Source organism: Spirosoma rhododendri (genome assembly GCF_012849055.1).
In the GTDB taxonomy this organism is placed as follows: domain Bacteria; phylum Bacteroidota; class Bacteroidia; order Cytophagales; family Spirosomataceae; genus Spirosoma; species Spirosoma rhododendri.
This window is the reverse complement of record NZ_CP051677.1, coordinates 2,558,099-2,581,625: the sequence shown is the minus strand read 5'-3', so window position 1 is coordinate 2,581,625 and position 23,527 is coordinate 2,558,099. Positions and strand designations below refer to the sequence as shown.

Below are 23,527 nucleotides of genomic sequence, written 5' to 3'. Positions count from 1 at the left end.
GCGTTTTTCTGACACAAAACCAGCCAATAGTAAGTCATTTTTGACCTACCCGGCTACTTCCGGCGTTGTCGCCTGGTTGAAGCAACCCGCCTGCCACTCATACCCACCGAGTAACGTCTGCCCGGCAGCACAGTCAAACGCGGAAATCGACCTGAGTCTGCAACCCTATCTACGCGGAACGGGTTAATTTATCGAGACTAATCCATTTTCCCCACTGCCATGAATATCAATCAGGTGCGCGAACAGCTCCATCTGCTTATTGACGAAGTCGACGATCTGTACGTGCTGAATGGCCTGTATCGTAACCTGCTGGCCGATAAACGGCAACGTGAAATCTACGAGAAGGAGCAGGCCGAAAAGGCAAGCAAGAAGAAAGAGAAAAGATGAACGAAGAAGTCTAATTCATCAGCCCCGATACCCCGCTGATCGTCAGGGCGATGATAATGGCGTTGAATACAAACGACAGTACGCCATGCAGCAGGGCTGTCCGGCGCTGCGATTTCGAGCTGACCGCCACGTCGGACACCTGACTTGTCATACCGACGACAAACGAGAAATACGCAAAATCGAGGTAATCAGGCTCGTCTTCATTGGGAAAATCAAGTCCGGCGGGGCGCTTCTTTGGGTTCGTACTGTCGCCGTAGTACAGGTGAGCGTAGCGGAGGGTGAACACTGTGTGCACCAGCGTCCACGAGCAGGCAACCGACAGCACAGCCAGCCATATAATCCACGACGGGCTGCTTTTGGTCATCGAATCGAGCAGCATAAGCACCACAAACAGACTGAGTGTTGCCGCCAGTGACACGAGCAGTGAGATCAGCGTCCGGCTCGAATCTTCCATCTTCGACAGGCCGGGCAGGTCGCGCGGGTGCGCCACCGTGATCGTGACCCACATCATCAGCAGCGTCGACAGCGAGAAGCCGACCCACGTAAACGCAATGCGAATTGGCCAGCTAAATGACGACGACGTGGCAAAAGCCGTGATAAACGCGATAGCAACAGCGATCACCAACCGGCGGCTGGTATTCAGGCGACTGATTCGGTCAAGCATAGACATCGATGCACGTACAGGTTAACGTAAGCGGTAGATACTGGTATCGTATGCGTCGATCGAAACTGGCTTGTATTCTGACGTTCCAGTCAGCGCACGCAGCGATATAACCCACGAAGCTGACTACTTAACCGAAAAATAAGGCTGCTCAGCGATTCGGACCGTGCATCACAACCAACGATGACTATCTTGGTCGGTTGCCAGCCTTATTCGGTGCCTGCTTCGCATGATACAACCCAAACTGTCTGCTTTTGATTTGACGATGATCGTCGTCAGTCTGGTCATTGGCATTGGTATTTTTCGCACCCCCGCCATCGTGGCCCAGTCGGCGGGTGACCCAACCATCTTTTTCGGTGCCTGGCTGACGGGAGGGCTAGTCAGTCTGTTCGGTGCCCTGACCTTCGCCGAAATCGGCTCCCGCCGACCGGTCGCGGGTGGGTTCTACAAACTGATTTCGGAGGCTTTCCACCCCGTTTTTGCGTTCATGCTCAACTGGGTCATCGTACTGACCTACGGCGCGGGCAACGTGGGGGTCGCACTCATCGGAGCCGAATACATCAACCCATTGCTACCTGCTTCATTGCAAGGCCCAACCGGCATTCGCGCAACGGTCATTATCACGGTGCTGCTGTTTTACGGCATCAACCTGCTGGGTATCCGGTCGGGCGCACGAACGCAGAATCTATTGAGTGGCCTGAAAATTGGTATGATGGGCCTGCTGTGCCTGGGTGCGTTTGCCGCAACTACGGTCAGCGAGACGCCAACGCTTACGCACGTTGCCAGCCCCGGCACGGCGTTTTTCGCCAGCCTGATCGCCGTTTTCTACACCTACGGCGGCTACCAGCAGGTGCTCAACTTTGGGGCCGATGTAAAGAATCCGCACCGCAACACGCCACGCGGTGTCATTGGCGGAATGCTGCTGGTTATGGCCCTGTACCTGACGCTCAACTATGCGTATGTCCGGCAGTTGGGCTTTTTACAGCTCCCCAACTCCAAACTCGTTGCCGCCGACCTCGCCCGCGCCCTCACCGGAGACGTAGGCTACCGGCTCTTTTCAGTCGCCATTTTCGTATCCGTTCTCGGCTACCTCAACGCCAGTCTGCTCTCCCTGCCGCGCGTATACTACGCCATGGCCGACGATGGGATTCTGCCGCCTATCTTCAAACGGGTTAACGAACGAACGCAGACGCAGGAATTTGCGCTGACGTTTCTGGTCGTGGTGATGCTACTGTCACTGTTTTTTCTGGGCACGTTCGAGAAGATCGTCAGCTACGTCATGTCCATCGACACCGTCGCCCTAGCCAGCGCAGCCGCGACCCTATTCGTCTTTCGCCGTCGCGCCCGCTCCGGTGATACCTACACCGGCTACCGCGTCTGGCTCTACCCGATACTACCGGCACTGTTCATCGGCTTTCTGCTGGTCGTATCGGCCAATGTTATCATCACCGACCCCGGCCCGGCCGCCGTTGGCTGGGGGCTATTCGCCAGCGGCTTCCCGCTGTATTATTTGCTGAAGCGTGTGTTTTGACGGGGTACCCTCACCCCCAACCCCTCTCCCAAAACGGGAGAGGGGCTTATACGTCCTTCATAAGTTTGATACTTTCAGAAGATATTATCGGTGTCCGCTCCCCTCTCCCGTTTTGGGAGAGGGGCCGGGGGTGAGGGGAATCAACAAAACCGAAAACCATATACCACATACCCACTCATGGACCTATCCTATATCCTCAACGAACTTGGCGAAGAGCGCGACCAGTATTTCAACGCCATCGCGCCCCCCATTATCCAGACCAGCAACTTCATGTTTCCGAGCGTTGCAGCCATGCGGGCCGACCTGCCGTTTGAGTACGAACGGCATTTCTACACACGCGGCAACAACCCCACCGTGGCTATTCTGCGGAAGAAACTGGCGGCTCTGGAAGGCACCGAAGATGCGCTGGTGCTGGCCAGTGGCAGCGCGGCCATCGCTGCGGCCGTGCTGGCCAATGTACAGCAGGGCGACCACATCGTCTGCGTGCAGAAACCGTATAGCTGGACGCTCCGGCTCATGCGCGACTACCTGCCCCGCTTCGGCGTCACGACCACCTTTGTCAATGGTACCGATATAGCCAATTTCGAAGCCGCTATCCGCCCCGAAACCCGACTGATCTATCTCGAATCGCCCAATACGTTCACGTTCGAGTTGCAGGATATTCGGGCCGTAGCAGAGCTGGCAAAGTCGCGCAACATCGTAACCATGATCGACAACAGCCATTGTACCCCCCTGTTCCAACGACCCATCGAGCTGGGCGTCGATATCGTGATGCATTCCGGCTCCAAGTATTTAGGCGGACATTCCGACGCGATTGCGGGGGTAATCTGCGGCACGACGGCGATGATGAAGCGTATCTTTTCGGGGGAATACATGACCCTCGGCGCGATCATTTCGCCCCAGAACGCCTGGCTACTGTTGCGGGGTTTGCGGACGCTTCAACTCCGGGTGCAACGCTCCGACGACAGCGCACGGCAGGTTGTCGCGTTTCTGGAACAACACCCTACCGTCCGCCGAATTTATTTCCCGCTGGCCGACAGTCACCCGCAGATCGAACTGGCCCGGCGGCAGATGACCGGCTGCGGGGGGCTAATTACCCTTTCGCTCAATACCGATCAGGTCGCTACCGTCGATACGTTTGCCGATGGGTTGAAACGGTTCCTGCTGGGTGTGTCGTGGGGTGGTCACGAATCGCTGGTATTTCCCGCGAGCATCGGCTACGACCCAACCACCCCACCCGCCGATGAGAACTACAACCTGATCCGGCTATATGTCGGACTGGAAGACCCAGCGGTACTCATCGACGACCTGCGCCAAAGCTTAGATGCGCTTTGATTTTTCAACACAAAGTCACAGAGTACACGGATGGTTTTATTTTGTCTCAAACAGCATCCTGCTGTTTGCCAATCATGCTTAACCTACCTAGCAAACAGCAGGATGCTGTTTGAGACAGGGGCAATTCACTGTGATCTCTGTGCCTCTGTGTTGAAAAACCTGTTCAACCCCTAAGCCGCACATTTTCGTACTTTTACCCGTTCACGTCTCAACGCGTTTCGTTCTCATGCCCCGTTACCGCCTTTTTCTGGCCACGCTACTTAGTCTGTTTAGCCTGACCGTCGTTGCCCAAACCAATACCCCCGCTTTCCTACGTCCCAACCCACGCATTGACCGCTGGGTTGACTCTGTATTTACCACGCTGACGCCCGACGAACGCATCGGACAGCTGATTATGGTGGCGGGCTACTCCAACCGCACACCGGCCTATGAAGATTCGCTGGTGACGCTGGTGCGCACCTACAAGCTGGGCGGGGTCGTAATGTTTCAGGGCGGACCCGTGCGGCAGGCCAAGCTGACCAATCGCTTACAGGCTCTCTCGACCGTGCCGCTGCTGATTGCCATGGACGCTGAATGGGGCCTGGCTATGCGACTCGACAGCACCGTGCGCTACCCCTACCAGATGACGCTGGGGGCCATGCAGGGCCACGACTCGCTGATTTACAACATGGGGGCCAGTCTGGCGAAACAGGCCCGGCGGCTGGGTGTCCACGTCAACTTTGCTCCCTCGGTCGACGTCAACAACAACCCCGGCAACCCGGTCATTAACTTCCGGTCGTTTGGCGAAAACAAGTACGCGGTGGCGCGCAAAGCGCTGGCGTACATGAACGGCATGCAGAACAATGGCCTGCTGACCACGATCAAGCACTTCCCCGGTCACGGCGATACCGACACCGATTCACACTACGACCTGCCCTTGATCGCGAAAAGTCGCGCTGAAATCGATTCGCTCGAACTGTATCCCTTCCGGCAGCTGATGCAGGCGGGCGCGTCGGGCGTGATGATTGCCCACCTCAACATTCCCGCGCTTGACACGACCCGCAATCGCCCGTCTACGCTCTCGCCCGCCATTGTGACCAGCCTGCTGAAAGACGAGCTGGGCTTCAAAGGGCTGATCTTCTCCGACGCCATGAACATGAAAGGCGTCACGAAATACTACCCCGCCGGGCAGGCCGACGAACTGGGACTGGAAGCGGGTATGGACGTGCTGGAATTCACCTACGACGTACCGGCTGCACTCCAGCAAATCCGGCTCGGCATCGCCAGTGGTCGGCTGTCGCAGGAATCGCTCGACGCGCGGTGCCGTAACGTACTGCGCGCCAAAGCCTGGGTCGGGCTGGACAAATACAAGCCCATTGTACTCGACAATCTGGTCAAAGACCTGAACCCGGCCAGCTCGGAACTGCTCAACCGGCAGCTAACGGAGAAAAGCCTGACCGTGCTGAAAAACGATCGGAGCATCCTGCCCCTGCAACGGCTCGACACCCTGCGCATTGCCTCGGTATCCGTAGAAAGCAACACCATTACGGCCTTCCAGAAGATGGCCGCCAACTACACCAAAGTCGATTCGTTTACGATGACATCGCAAACGCCCGACTCCGTACTGACGGCTATCCGCGATTCACTCAAGCAGTATAACCTGCTGCTGGTCGACGTACACCTGAGCAACATTCGCCCACCCCGCTATGGTACGCAACCCCGCACGGCTGCGCTGGTCAGTGAGCTGGTGTCCACGGGGAAAGCGGTCGTTACCGTCTTCGGCAATGTCTACTCGCTCGACAAGCTGACCATGCCGAACGACACCGTTACGGGCCGCTCCATCGAACAGGCGCAGGCCATCGTAATGCCGTATCAACTCACGAACTACACCGAAGAACTGGCCGCACAACTGATCTTCGGCGCGATTGGCGTGGAAGGCCGGTTGCCGGTTACGGTCAATCAGCGGTTTCGGGCGGGCGATGGGCTGAGCATACCGTCGCTGAACCGGATCAAGTACACCATTCCCGAAGAAGTGGGCATCGACGGGGCTTACCTGACGCAGCAGGTTGATTCGCTGGTTAGTGTTGGGTTGGAGAAACGGGCGTTTCCCGGCTGCGTGGTCGAGATGGCGAAAGACGGTAAGGTGATTTTCCAGAAAGCCTACGGAACACACGTCTACGATGCTTCGCTCGGTGGCGACCCCACACCCGACAAGCTCGACGACCTCTTCGATCTGGCATCGGTGACGAAAGTCAGCACCTCTACCCCCGCCCTGATGCAGCTGGTTGACGCGGGAAAATTCAACATCGACGGTAAGATGTCGGATTACCTGCCCAGCTATAAAAAGTCGAACAAGGCCGATATCGTCTGGCGCGACGTACTGACGCATCAGGCCCGGTTGAAAGCGTGGATTCCGTTCTGGCAGACAACCAAAAATCCCGATGGCACATGGAAGCCGAAAACGTTTCAGAACGAACGTACGAACCGCTACTCCATCGTCGTGACCGACAGTCTGTTTGAGTTCAAGAATTACCCGCAGACGATTTTCGAGCAGATCCGCGATTCACCACTCAACGCCAAAAAAGAGTACGTGTATTCCGACCTGTCGTTTTACCTCTACCCGCAGATCGTGAAGCGCCTGACGAAAACGCCGTTTGAAGACTACCTGAAAACCAATATTTACCAGCCGCTCGGTGCGTACACGCTGACCTACAACCCGATGCGCTACTATTCGCGCGACCGTATCGTTCCGACCGAATATGATTCGCTGTTCCGCAAAACCCTGATCTGGGGCCGCGTCCACGATGAAGGAGCCGCCATGCTCGACGGCTTGTCGGGTCACGCGGGTCTGTTCGGCACAGCCAACGACCTGATGAAGCTGATCGAACTGTACCGCCGTGGGGGCACGTACGCCGGCAAGCAGTACATCACGAAAAAAACGCTGGACGAATTCACGCGCTACCAGTTTCCTGAACTGGGCAACCGGCGCGGACTGGGCTTTGAAAAACCGTCGTTTACATACACCGGCAACGCCCCCCGCTCGGCGTCGAAAAACAGCTTCGGCCACTCCGGTTTCACCGGAACCTTCGTTTGGGTTGAACCGGATCAAAACCTGTCGTACGTGTTTCTCTCCAACCGCGTGTACCCAACCCGTAACAACAACCTGATCAGCACATTAAACACCCGTACCTACGTCGCCGAAGCCCTCTACCGGGCCACCAAGCGCGGGCTGCGGCCGGAGTAATCCTGTAGCTAATTTCATCCATAATTAATACTGACGATAGGGCTACAATTGCAACCTTGTTGCAATTGTAGCCCTATCTTTGTTTCCAAACCAATCAGCAAACCGACCGATGAAACTGTTATCTGTACACATCCCTGCCGCCCTACTTGTCAGTGCCATTGTTTTGTCTGCCTGCAATTCGAGCACTAAAAACTCCGAAGCGCACCAGAAACTTGTGGCCGACCATGCTACACTGGAAGCCAATCATGAGAAACTGGAGGCTACCCACCACAGCATGGAAGCCGATCACGAAACGCTGAAAGCTGCCCACGACTCGCTGCCGGAATCATTTACCAGCCACACAGCACTGGAAGCCGACCACGAGAAGCTGTTGGCCGAGCATGCGGAGATCGTAGCCCGGCACGAAGCGATGATAAAGCAGCATACTGAACTGGAAGAGAAGCACGAAAAAGGCAATATCTCGGACGAACAGATGGCGAAAGACCACAAGAAAATGAAAACCGAAGACGATCAGATGATGCAGGAAGACAAACGCATGGCTGATGAGGAAGCGCAGATGGTAAAAGACCACGAAAAAATGATGGCCGACCACAAGGTGGGCAAAAAGTAATAATCACAACGCGTCAGTAAAGCCGCATTGCTCCTTGGGCGATGCGGCTTTGCTGTTTTACAACGGTCTTGTCCGTGTTTCTGTAAAAATCAAGAAAAACTTGACTCGTTAATTTTTAATTCTACATTTGTAGAACAAGCTCTATAAATGTAGAAAATGAAACTGACGGCGGCTGAAGAAATATTGATGCACCACCTATGGGAGTCAGAAAAAGCCTTTATGAAGGACATACTCGACGCCTATGACGATCCCAAACCCGCGACAACTACGGTGGCGACACTGCTGAAGCGGCTAATCGACAAAGGAGCTATCAGCTACAGAGAGTACGGAAACTCCCGGGAATACTACCCGCTGGTTGCCCGTGACGCGTATTCCCGAAATCAGGTTAGCGGACTGATTCGGAATTTCTTCAACAACTCATCGGCGCAGTTTGCCTCCTTTTTCGCGACCGAAACGGACTTGTCAGCCGATGAACTGGAAACGCTTAGGAAGATTGTCGAACAGGAAATTCAAAAGCGAAAAGCATGATCCTCTACGGTCTGAAGTCCATCCTTATTTTGTCGGTGCTGGCCATCGCGTATAAGCTGCTGCTGGAAACCGAAACCATGCATCGGTTTAAACGGGTGTATCTGCTGGCGAGTGTACTGCTCGCGGTGGTTGGGCCGCTGTTGTCGTTTCCAGTTACCGTTCAATCCGATTTCATCCCGCCGACACCGTTACCGGCATCGGTTGTAGCCCGAATCGAGCCCACTCGCATTACGTTGCCAGCCGACACGGCACCATCTCCCCCAACCGACCATTCGCCCGACCTATGGTTGCTGGTATACGGCGCAGTCACGGCCGTGTTGCTTGTTCGACTCGTTCGAAATCTGGTTAGCATCGCTTGCCGAATCCGTCAGCATCCGGCCGTTCGTCATGCCGAAGCCACGGTCATTTTACTACCGGTTGCCACGCGTCCACACACCTTTCTGCATTACCTGTTCGTCGGTCAGGCCGACTACGAAAAGCAGGCGGTTGAACCCGAACTGTTTACGCATGAACTAACCCATATCCGGCAACAGCATTCGGTCGACATCCTATTCGCTGAGCTGATTAGCTGCTTCTATTGGTTCAACCCAGCCCTATTCTTCGTTCGTCGGGCGATTCGGCTCAACCACGAGTTTCTGGCCGATCAATCGGTTAACACCCGGCATCAGAATATTATCCGTTACCAGCAGTTGCTGCTGAGCAAGCTAACGCCTACGAAGACTGTCTTTCTAACCAGTGCTTTCACATTTCAAACCGCTAAACAACGCTTGATTATGATGACCAAATGCACATCTCCCCTGCGGGCGGGTTTTACCGTCGGTACGGCCGCAATCCTGTTTATGCTACTCACGCTGGCCGCTGGTTTACGATCGATTGCTCAGGTAACGAAGTCTGCTTCCAATAAATCAACCAGTACAGTCACGAAGGCAAAGGCGCCGTCCGATTCGATGACGCTGGAACAGCGCTACAGCGACAAACTGGTTATAACCTGGCTTGCGAACAATAAAAATAACCTAAAGAGACGGGTTATGAAGCGGTTTTCTGATCTGTCGGAAGCGGAAAAGAAAAAGGTAGTTTTCATTCCACCTCAGGCCGCCAAGACGCCGACAGACGAACAATTCGAGGACTGGAAAAACCCAAAGCGGTTTGGTATCTGGCTAGATAACAAACACATCAAAAACAGCGATCTCAATAAGTACAAACCCAGTGATATTGCTTCCTTCTGGGGTAGTTATGTACACAAGAACGCCCGGCAGCTGCAAGGGTATCTCTACCAGTTTGATTTGATGACCCACAAGGAATACGAGCGGTATCTGAGGGAAAAAACTGAGTCTCCTTTTTTATTCGTTGCAGATAGAGCACCCAGGCCGAAAGCCGTCTGGGTAGAACCGAAGTAGTAGCCAAGGCCGTCGCGACAAAGGCACATCAGACGGTTTGCAGGTAGATCGCTTCGAGTTCGTTGGCGGTCAGGTCGGCGGCAGGTAGTGTTTCGACCAGGTGCCCCGCCCGCATGATGCCGATGTGCGTGCCAACTTCCTTCGACCGGAAAATATCGTGCGTCGCCATCAGGATCGCCGTACCGTCGGCGCTGAGCTGGGTCAGGAGTTCCGAAAATTCGTTACTGGCTTTAGGGTCCAGTCCACTGGTGGGTTCGTCGAGCAGGAGCACCTTTGCCTGTTTGGTAAGCGCGATAGCAATACCCACTTTCTGACGCATTCCTTTCGAGTACCCACCCAGCGGACGCTTGTGTGCTTCGGCCTGCAAACCGGCTCTCACCAGCAAACTACGCAACTCGTCGGTCGACAAAGTGAAGCCAGCCAGCGACGCAAAGAAGTCCAGATTTTCCAGCCCGCTCAGGTTGGGGTACAGCAACACCGTTTCGGGCAGGTACGCCAGAAATTTCTTGGTTTCCTGCGGGTGTTCAGCCACGGTCAGCCCATTGATAAGTGCCTGCCCCGACGTAGGTTGCAGGAAGCCCAGAAACAGGTTGATGGTCGTGGTTTTGCCCGCGCCGTTCTGCCCCAGCAAGCAAAAAATTTCGCCGGGCGCAACGGTCAGGTTCAGTGAATCAAGGGCGGGTGGCGCGTCGGGCGCGTATTGTTTGGTCAGGTTTATGGCTTGTAGCATAGATATCGTTGTTTATAGTCTGAGACAGCTTCCAGCTGTCGAGCCGTTAGGCTAATTGGTGCAGATGATATTAGCCGCTATCGCGGCTCGACAGCTGGAAGCTGTCTCAGACATTATGTTCTTACGCCATTGCGGCCGTTTTTCTGAAAGTAAGCCAGCCCACACCGACAAACAGCAGGATGAACGCCAGCAGGGGCAGCAAGCCCACAAGTGTGTCGGAGGGAGCGTTGTCGCGGAAAGTTTTAACGTCGAAGCGGTTCCAGTTTTCGGCACTGACGGGCGTATCGGTGAACATCGTCTGGTAGAAATGCAGCCGTAATTCTTCGTGAAACCGGCCCGTCGCCGTCTGAAACCGCAACTGATTGCTCAGCCCCGACCCGGCCAGTTCGTTCAGCTGTAACTGCGTGTGCAATGGGGGAATAAACCGCGCCAGTTGCCGACTGACCATTTCGCGCTGTGCTACTTTCTGCCGCAGCGCGTTAGCCGATTTAGCCGCGTCGTCGTCGCCGAGTTGCTGCATGGCGTAATACCACGGCCAGTTGAAGGCCAGCTTTGGCGGAGGTATCGATCGGAACTGCGGATAGTGCGCAAAAAACGCCTGCATTGTCTGCTGCTTGTCGGTGTCCCACTTTTCGTGGTAGCCTTTGCGGGCGGTCAGCGTTGTTTCGAGGGCTTCCGGCGTTGGGTAGCGTGCAACGATGTACGTGTTCAGCAGGGTCGGCAGCAGGACGATCAGGCCCAGCCAGCCCGTCACCAGCAGCAGGGCATTGACACTCGATTGTTTCCGCAGCGAGGTCACCCAGAAACAGACGGCCGCCCAGAACAGCACATACAGCACCGACATACCTGCGAACCCCGCCAGGGCACCATCGACCGGTAGGTTCAGCACCAATACAGCCAGTACCAGTAGCACGGCCAGTACCCCCAGGATCACCCCGACGCGGATGGCGTAAAGGCGGTAGATGACGGACATCACGTCAGGCTGTTGCACCACGATCAGCTTCCAGGTGCCGTTCTCCCGCTCGTCGGAAACCAGGTTGTAGCAGCATGCGATGACCAGCAGCGGAAACAGGTAAATCAGCACGAAGCTAAAGTCCAGATTACCCAGCAGCAGGTTGGCAGGGTTGGTCAGATCGGCGTCGTACCGCTGACTCTCCAGCGCCCGAATCGTGACGCTCTGAATCGACGGGTTAACATCGCGCTGCCCCAGCGACAGCCCGCTCAGCGGCAGCGAAGGATTGACGAGCGAGAATTTCAGGTAGTACAGTAGCAATCCTAACTCGTCTTTGTGAATGGCGATGTTCCGGGCAAAATCCGTTTGCTGATACGCCCGTACGTCGGCGATCGCCTGCGCCTGCCGATCGAGAAACTGCCGCCCAATAAACAGGCTGACCACGCCCGCCACCAGCAGCAACGCCAACCCGACGCGCACGCCCCCCGACCGAATGAAATTTTTAAACGCTAATCGAATCATTTTATGCAACGGTGAATGTTCTGGCGACCCAGCGGAACGCGACTACCAACCCGACCAGCCAAACAACCAACGCGACCAGCGACCGCCACGACTGCGTCAGTGTTACACCGACCGGTACGGGCTGGTACGTAAAGTCAGGCATGGCTTCCCAGTTGGCGCGGCTGATGGCATGAGGCTTATCGGTAGGGCCGGCTTTTTTGTTTGGAATGTACTTTATCTGCAAGGCGTTGAGATACTGCGCCATCTCGTATCGGTAGTGCTCGGCCTGTTGCTGAAAATCGGCGTAGGTCGCGTAGTCGGTACCAGCTAGGGCCATCGATAGTTGCCTGATCGCCAGGAAGGGATCAACAAAAGCGACGAGTTCCGATAGCCGATTTTGCCGGGCGTACACCTGCTGCAACTGATCGAAATGATTTGTGTAGATATGGGCGCTGATTTTCTCACCCTCGGCCATCACCACCCCGCTGTAGTTGACGGGTAGCTGCTGCACCGAATCGACGTTGTAAGCCGTTAATAGCGAATCTTTGAGTTTGGCGTAGTGCGGATCGGCGGGGTTGTGGCTGTCACCTTCCTTCAGCACGTCGTCCTGAATCCGGGCGAAGAACTGCGCTTTCGACGGAATTTCGTAAACGTATGCGCCCACCGCCTGTGCCGCGCGGGGCAGCACAATCGTCAGCATCAGCCAGATACCCATGAGCGTCACCAGCGCCGTCCGGGCTGAACTGCTCCGCGCCGAGACCAGCACGGCTACGCCACAGCAGATGACCAGGTATCCTGCGTAAGCCAGCATCAGCAGCAACAGCCGGGCAGTTTCATCGGCACTGACCCGTCCGTTTTGCAGCACCAGCCAGCCTACCACCGTCAGCAGCACAACCGGAACGTACAACCGCATTACGACGCCGACCAGCCCCCGCATTTTCCCGACCAGCAGCTGCCGTGGACTGATACCCTGACTGAGCAGCAACCGCAGCGTACCCGAGTCGCGCTCGGCAGCTACGACCCCGTACCCCAGAAAGAAAATCAGCAGCGGCAGCAGCAGTTGCAGCACCATCGCCAAACTGATTTCACCGAAGCGCAGCAGGCCCGTCGAAAAGCCCGCTTCCGAGAAGTTGACTGAATTCTGCTTGTGCGCTTCCAGAAAAACCAGGTTACCCAGGTAGCTTTCCATCCCAAACTCGAACAGGCTCAGGGGTGGTTTTGGCCGAAAGGCGAAGTTGCCGAAATGCGCCATCCGGTGCGGGTGCTTGTCGGGATTGCTGAGCCAGTCGTGCCGGGCTTCCTGCTGATAGCGGACGCGCAGGGCGGTTTGCTCCCGAAAACTTAGCCAACCCAGCACGGCCGCGTACACCAGTAACCCGGCAATAAGCACCATCGGGAGCCAGACGACCCGACTGGCAAACGCCGTTCGCCGGACGTGTCGGGCCAGTATTCGTTCAGGTAGTTCAAGCATCATCAGAAACGGTACGTCACGGTCAGGTTGGTGTTGCGTGGAGCGCCGGGGAACAGCCGCAGGTAGTTTTGCGCGCCGATCCAGTAGGTCGTGTTCAGGACGTTGTTCATGTTCAGGGCCAGTTGCACGTTGCTGCGCGAGGGGTTGTAATACACGGCCAGATCGAACAGCGTGTAAGCCGGCACCTCGAACGCCCGCGTGAACCACGGAATCTTGCTGCCGCTGTACTGCGCGCCGAGACCGATACCCAGATCGGCCAGCGGAGTGTTGGGGGCAAAGTTGTAGCGCGTCCAGAGGTTGCTGCTGTGGACGGGGGTGTTCTGCTTCCGCGCGCCAATCAGGCTGGCTTCACGGTCGTTAACGATGATGGCGTCGATGTAGCTGTACGATGCGTTGATCTGCCAATTAGGGAGCAGGTAGCCCGCCAGGTCCAGCTCGAAGCCCCGACTGCGTTCGGCCCCGCGCGTTACGAGCAGGTCAGGATTGGTTGGGTCGTTGGCGTTCATCAGCAGGTTGCGCTGATTGATCTCGTACAGGGCCGACGTAAGGTGCAGGCGGTTACCCAGCAGGTCCGCTTTTACGCCCACTTCTTTGAGATCACTTTCCAATGGGTCGAACGTGCTGCCCGCTGGGGCTGTTACCGGCAACAGCGTTACCGTGTTCGACTGGGGCTGATACCCGCGCAGGTAGGTTCCGTAGACGTTGACAGCCGGATTAATGGCATAGGTCAGGCCGAGCCGGGGCAGCAAGGCCGTTTTCGTCACGGTAATCGGACCGGGCGCATCGTAGTTGGTGATGTCTTCGAACCATTCGTTGCGCAGTCCCAGTAACAGCGTAAGCCGGTTTAGCTTTACCTGTTCCTGCACATAAATGGCATTGGTCGTGGTCAGGGCCGGTTGCAGAGCGGTACGGACATTCGTCACGTAATCGTCGGCACTGCGGATGGTGTAGGTCGGGTTGTTGAGGTCGAAGTGCGGTACATTGGGGCGGGGGATAACGACGCCCCCGGTAACGGGCCAGTTACTGTCTGCGTTTGGTAATTGGCCGCGTTAGCAGAGGTATAACTGTTGGAAACTGAGCCATCTTTGAGCAGGTAACCACGAGCTACGTTTTGCCCGCCACCCTTCAGTTTCTGCCAGCGGTGCAGGTCGTAGCCGACCACCAGATTATGCCCCAGCGGCCCCGTCTGTCCGGTAAAATTCAGGTACGCCGTTACGTTGTCAACATTCCAGAACTGCCGGCGCTGCACAAACTGCATGGCCGCCAGCGACGTAACAGATTGCCCGGCAACATCAACGCCGAAGGCACCCGTAGTACGGTGTTCCTGCAAGTCTTCCTGCCACGTCTGTTTCATGTATGACCCGTTCAGACTGACATGGTCGGTGAAGCGGTGCGCCAGCGTACCCGTCAGCAGGAGTTGATTCGACCGGAAATAATCGCTGGCAGCCCCCAGGTTCAGGCTGATAGGCGTGCTGTTGAGATTCGTTTGTCCGGCGACGGCCCCGAAAATGGGTTGCCCCCGATCCAGATTACCGTCCATCCGGCTCACGATCAGTTCGGCGTTGATGGCCGTACGGTCGCTGGGGATGTAGGAGAACGAGGGCGAAAACAGCAGCTGGTTGTTGCGGACCAGATCGCGGTAGCTGCGGGCTTCCTGGTACGCGCCGTTAACCCGGTACAGCAGCGTCTTGCTCGCGTTGAGTGGCCCCGTGAAGTCCATCGTGCCGCGCAGGGTGCTGAAACTACCCACGCTTAGCCCCACCTCACGCCGGGTTGTCGCCAGTGGTTTTTTCGTAACCAGATTTATGCTCCCGCCCGGATCGACCGACGAAAACGCAGCCGTAGCGGGTCCTTTGATGACCTCGACCCGCTCAATATTCGTCGTCAGCGGTTGCAGGAAATAGTACTGCCGGGTCCGCATCCCGTTGATAATCTGCCCCTCCTCATTCTGACTGATACCCCGAATGGCATACTGGTTGTAGAAACTCGACGGCACAACTCCGCTGACAACCTTCACCGCATCGGCCAGTTGAAACGCCTGCCGGTCGGCCATCAGCTCTTTCGTCACCGTACCAATCGACTGCGGGACGTCTTTGTTGAGCGCGGCAATTTTAGTGGCCGAAAACGAGTATTCACTGTTGTATTCGCGCGTCGCCCGACCTACGACTTCCACCGTTTGTAGTTCGTTAGTCGTCGGGATCAGTTCAATGGTGAACGGTACCGCCCGACCCGTCATCGTCAGCGGCCGGTAGCCCACCGCTGATACCCGGATCGTGCCTTTACCCGGCAATGTGAACCGCCCCGTCGAATCGGTCGACGTACCTGTTTGACCGCCCGTCAGTTGCACCGATGCGCCGGGTATCGAACTACCCGTCACGGCGTCGATAACCGTTCCCGAAATTGTCTGCGCCTGGAGGTTGATTGTAAAGAGAAAGAAGAGGAAGGTAAAGATGTGTTTCATCAGGTTGTATGTTGGGTGAGTGGTGGGTACTGGATTGTAGCCTGAACCGCACCACGCCACGGTGCTAGGCGGACCGGTCCAGGCTACAGTTACTTACTCAGTTTCAGATCATCGGCAATGAGCACCCTGTTGATCCAGGCCCCCGTTTTAACGCCACTGGCGACGGCAACCGCAACCTGCCGCATCATCGTTGTCACATCACCCACGGCAAACACGTTCGGCACTGTCGTTTCGCCGGTTTCTGTCACCTTCACGAAAGTCTGATCGGTCAGCTCGCAGCCCAGTTGTACCGCTATGTCAGAGGTTTGTTTCAGCGGTACGCGGGCAAACAGGGCTTTGGGCATAACCCTGCTCCCATCGGCCAGTTGCAGCGCCGTCAGGAAACCGTCGGTATGCTCAATCGCGGCAAGGGGCGTTTCAACAATTGGGATAGCCAGTCGCGCCAACACCTGCTGCTGCTCGTCAGTCAGCGTCGACGGGCCGTTGGTGAACAGCGTTAGTTGGCGGCTCCACTGTTGAATCAACGTCGCCATGTCGTATCCCGTCTCGCCGTTGGCCAGCACACCCAGCGGTTGACCGTGTACTTCATACCCGTGGCAGTATGGGCAATGCAGCACCGACCGGCCCCAGCAGTCGGAGAAGCCAGGAATGTCGGGCATTACGTCGAGCAGGCCGGTTGCCAGTATCAGCTTACGGGCGCTGTATGATTCACCGTCGTCGGTACGCACCTGAAAGCCGCTGTCTACCAGACTGGCATTCGTGGCCGTACCCGCCTTGAACGTTACTGTTGGGTAGTGGCTCACCTGTTCGCGGGCAATAGCGGCCAGTTGGGCGGGCGTTTCGCCATCGCGGGTCAGAAATCCGTGCGAATGCGGGGTTCGCCGGTTGCAGGGCTTCCCCGCGTCGATAACCAATACCCGGCGCAGCGACCGTCCCAGCACCAGCGCGGCACTCAGCCCGGCATAGCTGCCGCCAATGATAATAACATCGTAGTTCATTATGTAGTCGTTTGTTGGGTTCTACCCCTCCCTAAATCCCTCCCCGTTGAGGGAGGAACTTTGAACACTGAATAAGTAAAGTCCCTCCCTAACGGGTAGGGGTTGGGGTGGAGTAAGCTCTATTCCCAAACCGGGAAGGGGTCTTTGAACGCACCATCGTTTTCCATATGGCTGATCTCCAGTTCAGTACACAGACAGTCCTGCAACTCGGCCGTGATTTGCGACTGATTCAGGTCCTGCCCGATGATGACCAGTTCGTTCTGCCGGTCGCCAAACCGTTTGTGCCAGCGAGATTCAATAGCCTGACGATTTTCCAGAAACGAGCCGTACTGCACCCGTTGGCTAAACGGCATCGATGCCCACCACACACCCGCCGACTCCGCCCGTAAACTCCCCCCGGCCTGACTAAAGTTGAGCGCGTCATCGGGTCGCGACGCCAGCCAGAACAGCCCTTTACTGCGAATGATACCGGCCGGAAAATGCTCACTTAGGTACGCCCAAAACCGGACCGGGTGAAACGGCCGACGGTCGCGAAACACAAACGACGACAGACCGTATTCTTCCGTCTCGGGGGTGTGGCCAATGCCGTTCTGCTGGTTTTGCAGTTCCTGAATCCAGCCCGCCGACTGCGACGCTTCTTCGAAATCAAACAGATGTGTATTCAGAATCTGCGCCGGATCGACTTTCGAGAATTCGGATTCGATTAACCGGGCCTTCGGGTTCAGCTTGTGTAGAATAGCCTTCAACTCCCCTACCTGTTCGCGGCTCATCAGATCGGTTTTGTTCAGAATCAGCACATTGGCAAACTCGATCTGATCGGTCAGCAGGTTGACAATCGTGCGGGTATCGGCGGGGTCGTTGTTAAGTTCGCGTTGATAGACATTATCGACTGAGCCGAAATCGCGGAAAAAATTGAACGCATCGACAACCGTAACCAGCGTATCGAGCCGCGAAAACCGCGACAGGTCAATATCGGTGGTCTCGTCTACGAATGAGAAGGTTTGTGCCACCGGCAACGGCTCGGAAATACCCGACGACTCGATGAGCAGGTAGTCGAAGCGGTTTTCGCGAGCCAGCTTTTCGACCTCCAGCATCAGGTCTTCGCGCAGCGTGCAGCAGATACAACCGTTGCTCATCTCGACCAGTTTCTCCTCCGTCCGCGACAGCGTATGCTGATCCTTCACCAACTGCGCATCGACGTTGACCTCGCTCATGTCGTTGACGATCACGGCCACTTTCAGCCCTTGCTTGTTGTGCAGCACGTGGTTGAGCAGGGTCGTTTTACCCGCGCCCAGAAAGCCGCTTAATACCGTTACAGGTAGTTGTTTCATCTGTCAATTATAAATGCAACATTGTTGCAAATATAAGAACAGCGTGAATCCGTCAAACACAAAAGCGAGTTATTTTGCAGCATTGTTGCAAAATAACTCGCTCTTGTGGGCCTTACTGATCAATTTCTACTCGCTACCCGACCAGCAGTACAGGTTCCGGCTTACTCAAAAACGTCGGCCAACGGGATACTGACCGACAGCACATCGTCCAGCAGCGTATCGGTATGAGTAAATGTGCTGAATGAATCAAACGAACGGAACACGTAGATCGAGCGCAAACCGGGCAGTACCAGCCAGCAGGATTGCACCTTGTGCTCGAAGTAAGCTCTCGCCTTATCGACCAGTTCCTGCAAGGACTGCATGGGTGATATAATCTCGATAGCGCACAATGGGGGTTCGGTCATGCGAATTTCATCCTGCCGAACGTCAATGGACAATTTGGGATATATCGACAGGTCAGGTACGCTTCTCCAGCCGTTCAGATCAAGGCTCAACTCAGACAGAAATGTAAAGCGATCTTTATAGCACGACTTCAATTCAAAAATCAGATTTGCCTGTACGTAGGCGTGGACTTTACTGGGCATGGGTTTTCCGCGTTCCGCTTCGTAGGCTGTCTTTTCGGCGATGAATTCCATAGTGTATAGCGTTTACCGGTCTGTAATGATACAAAAAAAAGAGACGCCGGATTAGCGTCTCTTTCTGGCAGGAACTGATCAGCGTTAGTACGCCCGCACCAGCCGGCCTTCCATGAAATTGACGAAGGCTTTGTTGACGACGTTGTTGCCGCCGGGTGTGGGGTAGTTGCCCGTAAAGTACCAGTCGCCCGAGTGGTTGGGGCAGGCAACGTGCAGATTCTCAACGGTCTGGTAAACCACGGCCACTTCAGCTTTGAGGTCGTCTGGCGTAACGATTTGCGCGACTTTCTTCGACAGTTCTTCGTGCGTAAACGGATCGAACAGCGCCTTTACGTGGTTCACTTTCGTGGCGTTCCCCGATTCGATAGCGGCTACGCTTTGCGCGTACACTTCGTCGATCAGGTTTTCCATACCCCGCTCGCGAATCAGTTCAAGAGCCGCCCGGAACCCAACGAACTCCTTGAACTTCGACATGTCGATGCCGTAGCAGTCGGGGAAACGAATCTGCGGAGCCGATGATACGATGATGATCTTCTTTGGGCCGAGCCGGTCGAGCATTCGCAGGATACTCTTCTCCAGCGTCGTGCCGCGCACGATCGAATCATCGACCACCACCACATTATCGATGCCTTTGCGGATCACCTCAAACGTTGTGTCGTATACGTGCGACACCATTTCGTCGCGCTGTGAATCGTCGGTAATAAACGTCCGCATCTTCACATCTTTCGACACGAGCTTTTCAATCCGCGGCCGGAACGCCAGCACCTTGTCGAGTTCTTCCTCAAACAGGATGCCGTCCATAATCGCTTTCTTCCGCTGCTTGTACAAGTACTCTTCCAGGCCCTCGACCATACCGAAAAACGCGGTTTCAGCCGTATTCGGAATGTATGAGAAGACAGTGTTTTCAAGGTCATAATCGACCTCTTTCAGGATCTGCGGAATGAGCAGTTTACCCAGCGTTTTGCGCTCGTTATAAATATCGGGATCGGTGGCGCGGGAGAAGTAAATCCGCTCGAAGCTGCACGACCGCTTTTCCGTGGGCTCTACAAACTGTAGCTCGTTGTATTCGCCGTGCTTATCAATGATCAGCGCGTGGCCGGGCTGCACTTCTTTAATCTGACTATACTCAGCGTTGAACGCCGTCTTGATGGCGGGCTTTTCCGACGCAACTACCACGACTTCATCGTCGGCATAGTAATACGCCGGGCGAATGCCAGCCGGATCACGGGCAACGAACGATGCACCGTAGCCCGTCATACCGACCATCGCGTAACCCCCGTCGAAATCGCGGCACGAGCGGTGCAGTACCCGCTGCATGTCGATGTTGTCTTCGATGATGTCCGACAGCTCGGGGTTTTCGTAGATGCCCTTAAAGCGGTCGAATACGCGCTGATTCTCTTCATCGAGGAAATGGCCGATCTTCTCCATCACCGTCACCGTGTCGACCTTGTCTTTGGGGTGCTGCCCCAGCGACACCAGTTTGTCGAACAACTTCTCAACGTTGGTCATGTTGAAATTGCCCGCTACGACCAGGTTCCGGCTGCGCCAGTTGCTTTGCCGCAGCATCGGATGGCAGTTTTCAATCTCGTTGGAGCCATGGGTACCGTAGCGCAGGTGGCCCATCCAGACCTCGCCGGTGAAGGCGACGTTCTGCTGAAGCCACTGGGCGTCTTTCGCCTTGTCTTTGTTACCCTTAAGTGCCTTGCTGAATTTCTTATTGACCTTCTCGAAGATGTCGGTCACCGGACGCTGATCGACGGAGCGATACCGGCTGATGTAGCGACTGCCGGGCGGCACGTCGATCTTGATGTTAGCGATACCGGCACCATCCTGCCCCCGGTTCACCTGTTTTTCCATCAGCAGATACAGCTTGTTGGCTCCGTAGAGGGCCGTGCCGTATTTGTCGATGTAATACTGATACGGTTTACGGAGCCGGATAAGGGCAATACCGCACTCATGTTTGATGGCGTCGCTCATAGCTGGAACCGTTGCTGCAACACAAAATTGCCGGAACGGCTGATTGTCAGGTTGATGAAAAAACAACGGCCTCCGAACGGCTTTCGTTCAGCGGCTAGGTGAACAAAGATAGAAAAAAGATGGGGAGCCAACCGCCCAAAAAAATGATTTTACGGTCTGTCTTCTCCAGTGCAATTGCCTTGCCAACCGATTGCCAGTGGCTTACTGCAACCGGCCTTCCACCTGAAACGTATTCTGATCGAAGTACGAAAGCTTCTGATAACCAGCGAGTTTGTAGTGCTGCACACGCCACGTTTTTTCACTGGCGGGACCGCTGTCGAGCGTCAGGTGCCGCTCCGATGAATACAGCGCATTACTGGTTTTCAGCACGGCGTCGATCTGCCGGGGCTGGCGAGTAGCAGCATCGAGCCGGACAGTCAGCGAACGCACCGTCAGCCGTTCTTCGGTCGGTTTGAGCGTGTATTGGTACGTCAGCGAGTCGGGGCGGGTGATCCGATAGCTGCTGCGAAGGGCGGGTTTGTTGATGTCGGCCTGGGTAAACAGGTCGAGTTCACGCGCCCAGTCGATGTCGCGGGTCGAGTGATGGCTGTGCTCTTTGTTGATCGTGGCGTCTTTGTTGACCAGCGGCTTCTGCGCCGATAGCCCCGCAATCTGCTGGCGGACGTACCCCAGCACATCGAAATAAACCGGGGGTTGGTCGGACTTCGCCGGATCGGAACAACTGCTGATAGTCAGCGCAAAAAGGGCAACAAAACCAATCGAAAGACGCATAGATACGGTGGTCGGGATGCCCGAAACGAAGCCCCCCGCCGACTCTGCAACACGATTTTCCAGAAATCGGTTTGGGCAATCGAATTCTGAACCAAATTTGCACTCGCAATGCTAACAGCGTGTTCAAGGTTTAAGGGGTAAGGTTTAACGTTCTGTGGCCGTTAGATTCGGGCGAGGAACAACCTTAAACGTTATACTTTAGACCTTAAACTACATTCCCAATACATATCATGGACTACGACGTAATTTTTATCGGCTCCGGACCGGGGGGCTACACAGGGGCTATCCGCTGCGCGCAGCTTGGGTTGAAAACCGCTGTTATTGAAAAATATGCGACACTCGGCGGCACCTGCCTGAACGTGGGCTGTATTCCGTCGAAAGCCCTGCTCGACTCATCGGAGCATTTTTACAACGCGGCCCATACCTTTGCCGAACACGGCATCAAAGTAGCTGATTTGCAGGTCGATCTGGGTCAGATGATCGACCGCAAGAATACGGTCGTCGACCAGACCACGAAGGGCATTACCTTCCTGATGAAGAAAAACAAAATCGACGAACTGCACGGCCTCGGCTCGTTTGTCGATGCAAACACGGTAAAAATTACGAAAGACGACGGTTCGGAGCAGACGATCACGGGTAAGAACATCGTGATTGCCACCGGCTCGAAGCCGATGTCGTTCCCGTCGATGCCGATTGATAAAACGCGGGTCATCACCTCGACCGAAGCCCTGAACCTGCCCGAAATTCCGAAGCACATGATCGTGATCGGCGCGGGCGTTATCGGTGCCGAACTGGGTTCTGTCTACGCCCGGCTAGGTGCCAAAGTCTCATTCATCGAGTTTGCCGATTCGATGATCCCGACGATGGACAAGACGATGGGTAAGGAGTTGCAGCGGGCCGTCAAAAAACTCGGTGCTGATTTCTATTTCAAGCACAAAGTCACGAAGGTTGAAAACACGGGCGATGAGGTCGTCGTCAACGTCGACACGCCCGATGGCAAATCGATCACCCTCACCGGCGACTATTGCCTGGTATCGGTCGGCCGTCGCCCCTACACCGACGGACTGAACCTCGAAGCGGCTGGCCTAAAAGCCGACGAGCGCGGTAAAATCGAAGTCGACAGCAACCTCCGCACCAGCGTCCCACACATTTACGCGCTTGGCGACGTGATCCGGGGAGCCATGCTGGCCCACAAAGCCGAAGAAGAAGGTACATACATCGCCGAAACGATTGTCGGGCAGAAGCCGCATATTCACTACCGGCTTATTCCGAACGTCGTCTACACCTGGCCGGAAGTAGCGGCCGTTGGGTACACGGAAGAGGAAGTGAAGCAGCAGGGCATTCCGTACAAGACGGGTTCGTTTCCGTTCAAAGCACTGGGCCGCGCCCGCGCCAGTATGGACATCGACGGCCTGGCGAAAGTACTGGCTCACAAAGAAACCGACGAAATTCTGGGCGTTCACATCATCGGGCCCCGTGCCGCCGATATGATCGCCGAAGCGGTCGTCGCGATGGAGTTCCGGGCATCGGCTGAAGACGTCTCACGTATGTCGCACGCCCACCCGACCTACACCGAAGCCTTCAAAGAAGCCTGCCTTGCTGCCACCGACAACCGGGCGATCAATATGTAAGCTCTTCTAGAAGAAAGAGGTGATAAGAAAGACGCCCGGCTGCTGAGAGAGTAGCCGGGCGTCTTTTTGTGTACAATAATCAATTCGTTTCGCTCACTTTACACTAGCCTTGATGCACTTACTTACTCAAGTCACTCCCCTACCTGACTACAAACTCGCGTTGACGTTTGGAACCGGTGAAACGAAAGTGGCGGACATCAACCCTTTTTTACAGACCGAAGCGTTTGAAAGCCTGCATAATCCGACCCTATTCAACACCGTTGCCAATAAAGAATATTACGTGGAATGGCTCGACGGAGAAGTTGATTTGAGTGCCGACACACTATGGCACATCAGCACGGCCATTAAACACAAAGAGAAATAGACTGCTAACCGCAGATAACACAACAACGCCCGG

20 protein-coding genes are annotated in these 23,527 nt (G+C 55.5%); 9 read left to right on the top strand and 11 right to left on the bottom strand.

Annotation, left to right across the window (positions count from 1 at the left end; translation table 11 throughout):
* The first annotated feature begins 219 nt into the window (after positions 1–219).
* Positions 220–387, top strand: a complete 168-nt coding sequence (locus HH216_RS10805; protein WP_169550832.1) for a hypothetical protein — start codon at positions 220–222, stop codon at positions 385–387.
* Positions 388–397: 10 nt separating this feature from the next.
* Here HH216_RS10805 and HH216_RS10800 read toward each other — a convergent pair whose 3' ends face one another.
* Positions 398–1,051 carry a DUF1345 domain-containing protein gene (locus HH216_RS10800; RefSeq protein WP_332871501.1) on the bottom strand — a complete coding sequence of 218 codons (654 nt, stop codon included), beginning with the start codon at positions 1,049–1,051 and terminating at the stop codon, positions 398–400.
* A 226-nt stretch (positions 1,052–1,277) separates the two neighbouring features.
* On the opposite strand from HH216_RS10800, the gene HH216_RS10795 reads away from it, so the two are divergent.
* The 6 genes from HH216_RS10795 to HH216_RS10770 all read left to right on the top strand — a co-directional run bounded on the left by HH216_RS10795 (position 1,278) and on the right by HH216_RS10770 (position 9,672).
* Positions 1,278–2,579, top strand: a complete 1,302-nt coding sequence (locus tag HH216_RS10795; protein WP_169550830.1) for an APC family permease — start codon at positions 1,278–1,280, stop codon at positions 2,577–2,579.
* 177 nt (positions 2,580–2,756) lie between these two features.
* The gene (locus tag HH216_RS10790) at positions 2,757–3,914 is read left to right on the top strand and encodes a trans-sulfuration enzyme family protein (protein WP_169550829.1); all 1,158 of its coding nucleotides are present in this window, start codon (positions 2,757–2,759) and stop codon (positions 3,912–3,914) included.
* 226 nt (positions 3,915–4,140) lie between these two features.
* A complete protein-coding gene (locus HH216_RS10785) occupies positions 4,141–7,137 on the top strand; it encodes a glycoside hydrolase family 3 N-terminal domain-containing protein (protein WP_169550828.1) in 2,997 nt (998 codons plus the stop codon).
* A 109-nt stretch (positions 7,138–7,246) separates the two neighbouring features.
* Positions 7,247–7,747, top strand: a complete 501-nt coding sequence (locus HH216_RS10780) for a hypothetical protein (protein ID WP_169550827.1) — start codon at positions 7,247–7,249, stop codon at positions 7,745–7,747.
* Positions 7,748–7,903: 156 nt separating this feature from the next.
* Complete coding sequence (locus HH216_RS10775; protein ID WP_169550826.1) at positions 7,904–8,275, top strand: BlaI/MecI/CopY family transcriptional regulator; 372 nt, start codon at positions 7,904–7,906, stop codon at positions 8,273–8,275.
* Complete coding sequence (locus tag HH216_RS10770; RefSeq protein ID WP_169550825.1) at positions 8,272–9,672, top strand: M56 family metallopeptidase; 1,401 nt, start codon at positions 8,272–8,274, stop codon at positions 9,670–9,672. Before HH216_RS10775 ends, HH216_RS10770 begins: the two co-directional genes overlap by 4 nt.
* Before the next feature lie 28 nt (positions 9,673–9,700).
* On the opposite strand, the gene HH216_RS10765 is transcribed toward HH216_RS10770, so the two are convergent.
* From HH216_RS10765 to HH216_RS10725, 10 genes are all read right to left on the bottom strand, one after another.
* On the bottom strand, positions 9,701–10,402 hold the full coding sequence (locus HH216_RS10765) for an ABC transporter ATP-binding protein (RefSeq protein ID WP_169550824.1): 702 nt from the start codon (positions 10,400–10,402) through the stop codon (positions 9,701–9,703).
* A gap of 121 nt (positions 10,403–10,523) precedes the next feature.
* Positions 10,524–11,876, bottom strand: a complete 1,353-nt coding sequence (locus tag HH216_RS10760; protein ID WP_169550823.1) for a DUF3526 domain-containing protein — start codon at positions 11,874–11,876, stop codon at positions 10,524–10,526.
* 1 nt (position 11,877) lies between these two features.
* Positions 11,878–13,329, bottom strand: a complete 1,452-nt coding sequence (locus HH216_RS10755) for an ABC transporter permease (protein WP_169550822.1) — start codon at positions 13,327–13,329, stop codon at positions 11,878–11,880.
* Positions 13,329–14,249, bottom strand: coding sequence for a TonB-dependent siderophore receptor (locus HH216_RS25810; protein ID WP_254448777.1), 921 nt, complete (start codon positions 14,247–14,249; stop codon positions 13,329–13,331). Before HH216_RS25810 ends, HH216_RS10755 begins: the two co-directional genes overlap by 1 nt.
* The gene (locus tag HH216_RS25805) at positions 14,246–15,787 is read right to left on the bottom strand and encodes a TonB-dependent receptor (protein ID WP_254448776.1); all 1,542 of its coding nucleotides are present in this window, start codon (positions 15,785–15,787) and stop codon (positions 14,246–14,248) included. Before HH216_RS25805 ends, HH216_RS25810 begins: the two co-directional genes overlap by 4 nt.
* An 89-nt stretch (positions 15,788–15,876) precedes the next feature.
* Positions 15,877–16,785, bottom strand: coding sequence for an NAD(P)/FAD-dependent oxidoreductase (locus tag HH216_RS10745; RefSeq protein WP_169550821.1), 909 nt, complete (start codon positions 16,783–16,785; stop codon positions 15,877–15,879).
* Positions 16,786–16,904: 119 nt separating this feature from the next.
* Positions 16,905–18,116: a GTP-binding protein gene (locus HH216_RS10740; RefSeq protein WP_169550820.1), complete on the bottom strand. Its 1,212-nt coding sequence runs from the start codon at positions 18,114–18,116 to the stop codon at positions 16,905–16,907.
* Positions 18,117–18,277: 161 nt separating this feature from the next.
* On the bottom strand, positions 18,278–18,751 hold the full coding sequence (locus HH216_RS10735; RefSeq protein WP_169550819.1) for a Uma2 family endonuclease: 474 nt from the start codon (positions 18,749–18,751) through the stop codon (positions 18,278–18,280).
* Positions 18,752–18,835: 84 nt separating this feature from the next.
* On the bottom strand, positions 18,836–20,728 hold the full coding sequence (locus tag HH216_RS10730; RefSeq protein WP_169550818.1) for an amidophosphoribosyltransferase: 1,893 nt from the start codon (positions 20,726–20,728) through the stop codon (positions 18,836–18,838).
* A 201-nt stretch (positions 20,729–20,929) separates the two neighbouring features.
* Positions 20,930–21,499, bottom strand: a complete 570-nt coding sequence (locus HH216_RS10725; protein ID WP_169550817.1) for a hypothetical protein — start codon at positions 21,497–21,499, stop codon at positions 20,930–20,932.
* 230 nt (positions 21,500–21,729) lie between these two features.
* Between HH216_RS10725 and lpdA the strand changes: the two genes are divergently transcribed.
* Together lpdA and HH216_RS10715 are read left to right on the top strand one after the other, a co-directional pair.
* Positions 21,730–23,130: a dihydrolipoyl dehydrogenase gene (gene lpdA, locus HH216_RS10720; RefSeq protein ID WP_169550816.1), complete on the top strand. Its 1,401-nt coding sequence runs from the start codon at positions 21,730–21,732 to the stop codon at positions 23,128–23,130.
* A 112-nt stretch (positions 23,131–23,242) separates the two neighbouring features.
* Positions 23,243–23,494 (top strand): DUF2442 domain-containing protein, encoded by a 252-nt coding sequence (locus HH216_RS10715; RefSeq protein WP_169550815.1) that lies wholly within the window; start codon positions 23,243–23,245, stop codon positions 23,492–23,494.
* Positions 23,495–23,527: the final 33 nt, after the last annotated feature.

Coding starts and splice junctions, on each gene's coding strand:
- HH216_RS10805 (WP_169550832.1), top strand. CDS start 220: ATGAATATCAATCAGGTGCGCGAACAGCTCCATCTGCTTATTGACGAA.
- HH216_RS10800 (WP_332871501.1), bottom strand. CDS start 1,051: ATGCTTGACCGAATCAGTCGCCTGAATACCAGCCGCCGGTTGGTGATC.
- HH216_RS10795 (WP_169550830.1), top strand. CDS start 1,278: ATGATACAACCCAAACTGTCTGCTTTTGATTTGACGATGATCGTCGTC.
- HH216_RS10790 (WP_169550829.1), top strand. CDS start 2,757: ATGGACCTATCCTATATCCTCAACGAACTTGGCGAAGAGCGCGACCAG.
- HH216_RS10785 (WP_169550828.1), top strand. CDS start 4,141: ATGCCCCGTTACCGCCTTTTTCTGGCCACGCTACTTAGTCTGTTTAGC.
- HH216_RS10780 (WP_169550827.1), top strand. CDS start 7,247: ATGAAACTGTTATCTGTACACATCCCTGCCGCCCTACTTGTCAGTGCC.
- HH216_RS10775 (WP_169550826.1), top strand. CDS start 7,904: ATGAAACTGACGGCGGCTGAAGAAATATTGATGCACCACCTATGGGAG.
- HH216_RS10770 (WP_169550825.1), top strand. CDS start 8,272: ATGATCCTCTACGGTCTGAAGTCCATCCTTATTTTGTCGGTGCTGGCC.
- HH216_RS10765 (WP_169550824.1), bottom strand. CDS start 10,402: ATGCTACAAGCCATAAACCTGACCAAACAATACGCGCCCGACGCGCCA.
- HH216_RS10760 (WP_169550823.1), bottom strand. CDS start 11,876: ATGATTCGATTAGCGTTTAAAAATTTCATTCGGTCGGGGGGCGTGCGC.
- HH216_RS10755 (WP_169550822.1), bottom strand. CDS start 13,329: ATGATGCTTGAACTACCTGAACGAATACTGGCCCGACACGTCCGGCGA.
- HH216_RS25805 (WP_254448776.1), bottom strand. CDS start 15,787: ATGAAACACATCTTTACCTTCCTCTTCTTTCTCTTTACAATCAACCTC.
- HH216_RS10745 (WP_169550821.1), bottom strand. CDS start 16,785: ATGAACTACGATGTTATTATCATTGGCGGCAGCTATGCCGGGCTGAGT.
- HH216_RS10740 (WP_169550820.1), bottom strand. CDS start 18,116: ATGAAACAACTACCTGTAACGGTATTAAGCGGCTTTCTGGGCGCGGGT.
- HH216_RS10735 (WP_169550819.1), bottom strand. CDS start 18,751: ATGGAATTCATCGCCGAAAAGACAGCCTACGAAGCGGAACGCGGAAAA.
- HH216_RS10730 (WP_169550818.1), bottom strand. CDS start 20,728: ATGAGCGACGCCATCAAACATGAGTGCGGTATTGCCCTTATCCGGCTC.
- HH216_RS10725 (WP_169550817.1), bottom strand. CDS start 21,499: ATGCGTCTTTCGATTGGTTTTGTTGCCCTTTTTGCGCTGACTATCAGC.
- lpdA (WP_169550816.1), top strand. CDS start 21,730: ATGGACTACGACGTAATTTTTATCGGCTCCGGACCGGGGGGCTACACA.
- HH216_RS10715 (WP_169550815.1), top strand. CDS start 23,243: ATGCACTTACTTACTCAAGTCACTCCCCTACCTGACTACAAACTCGCG.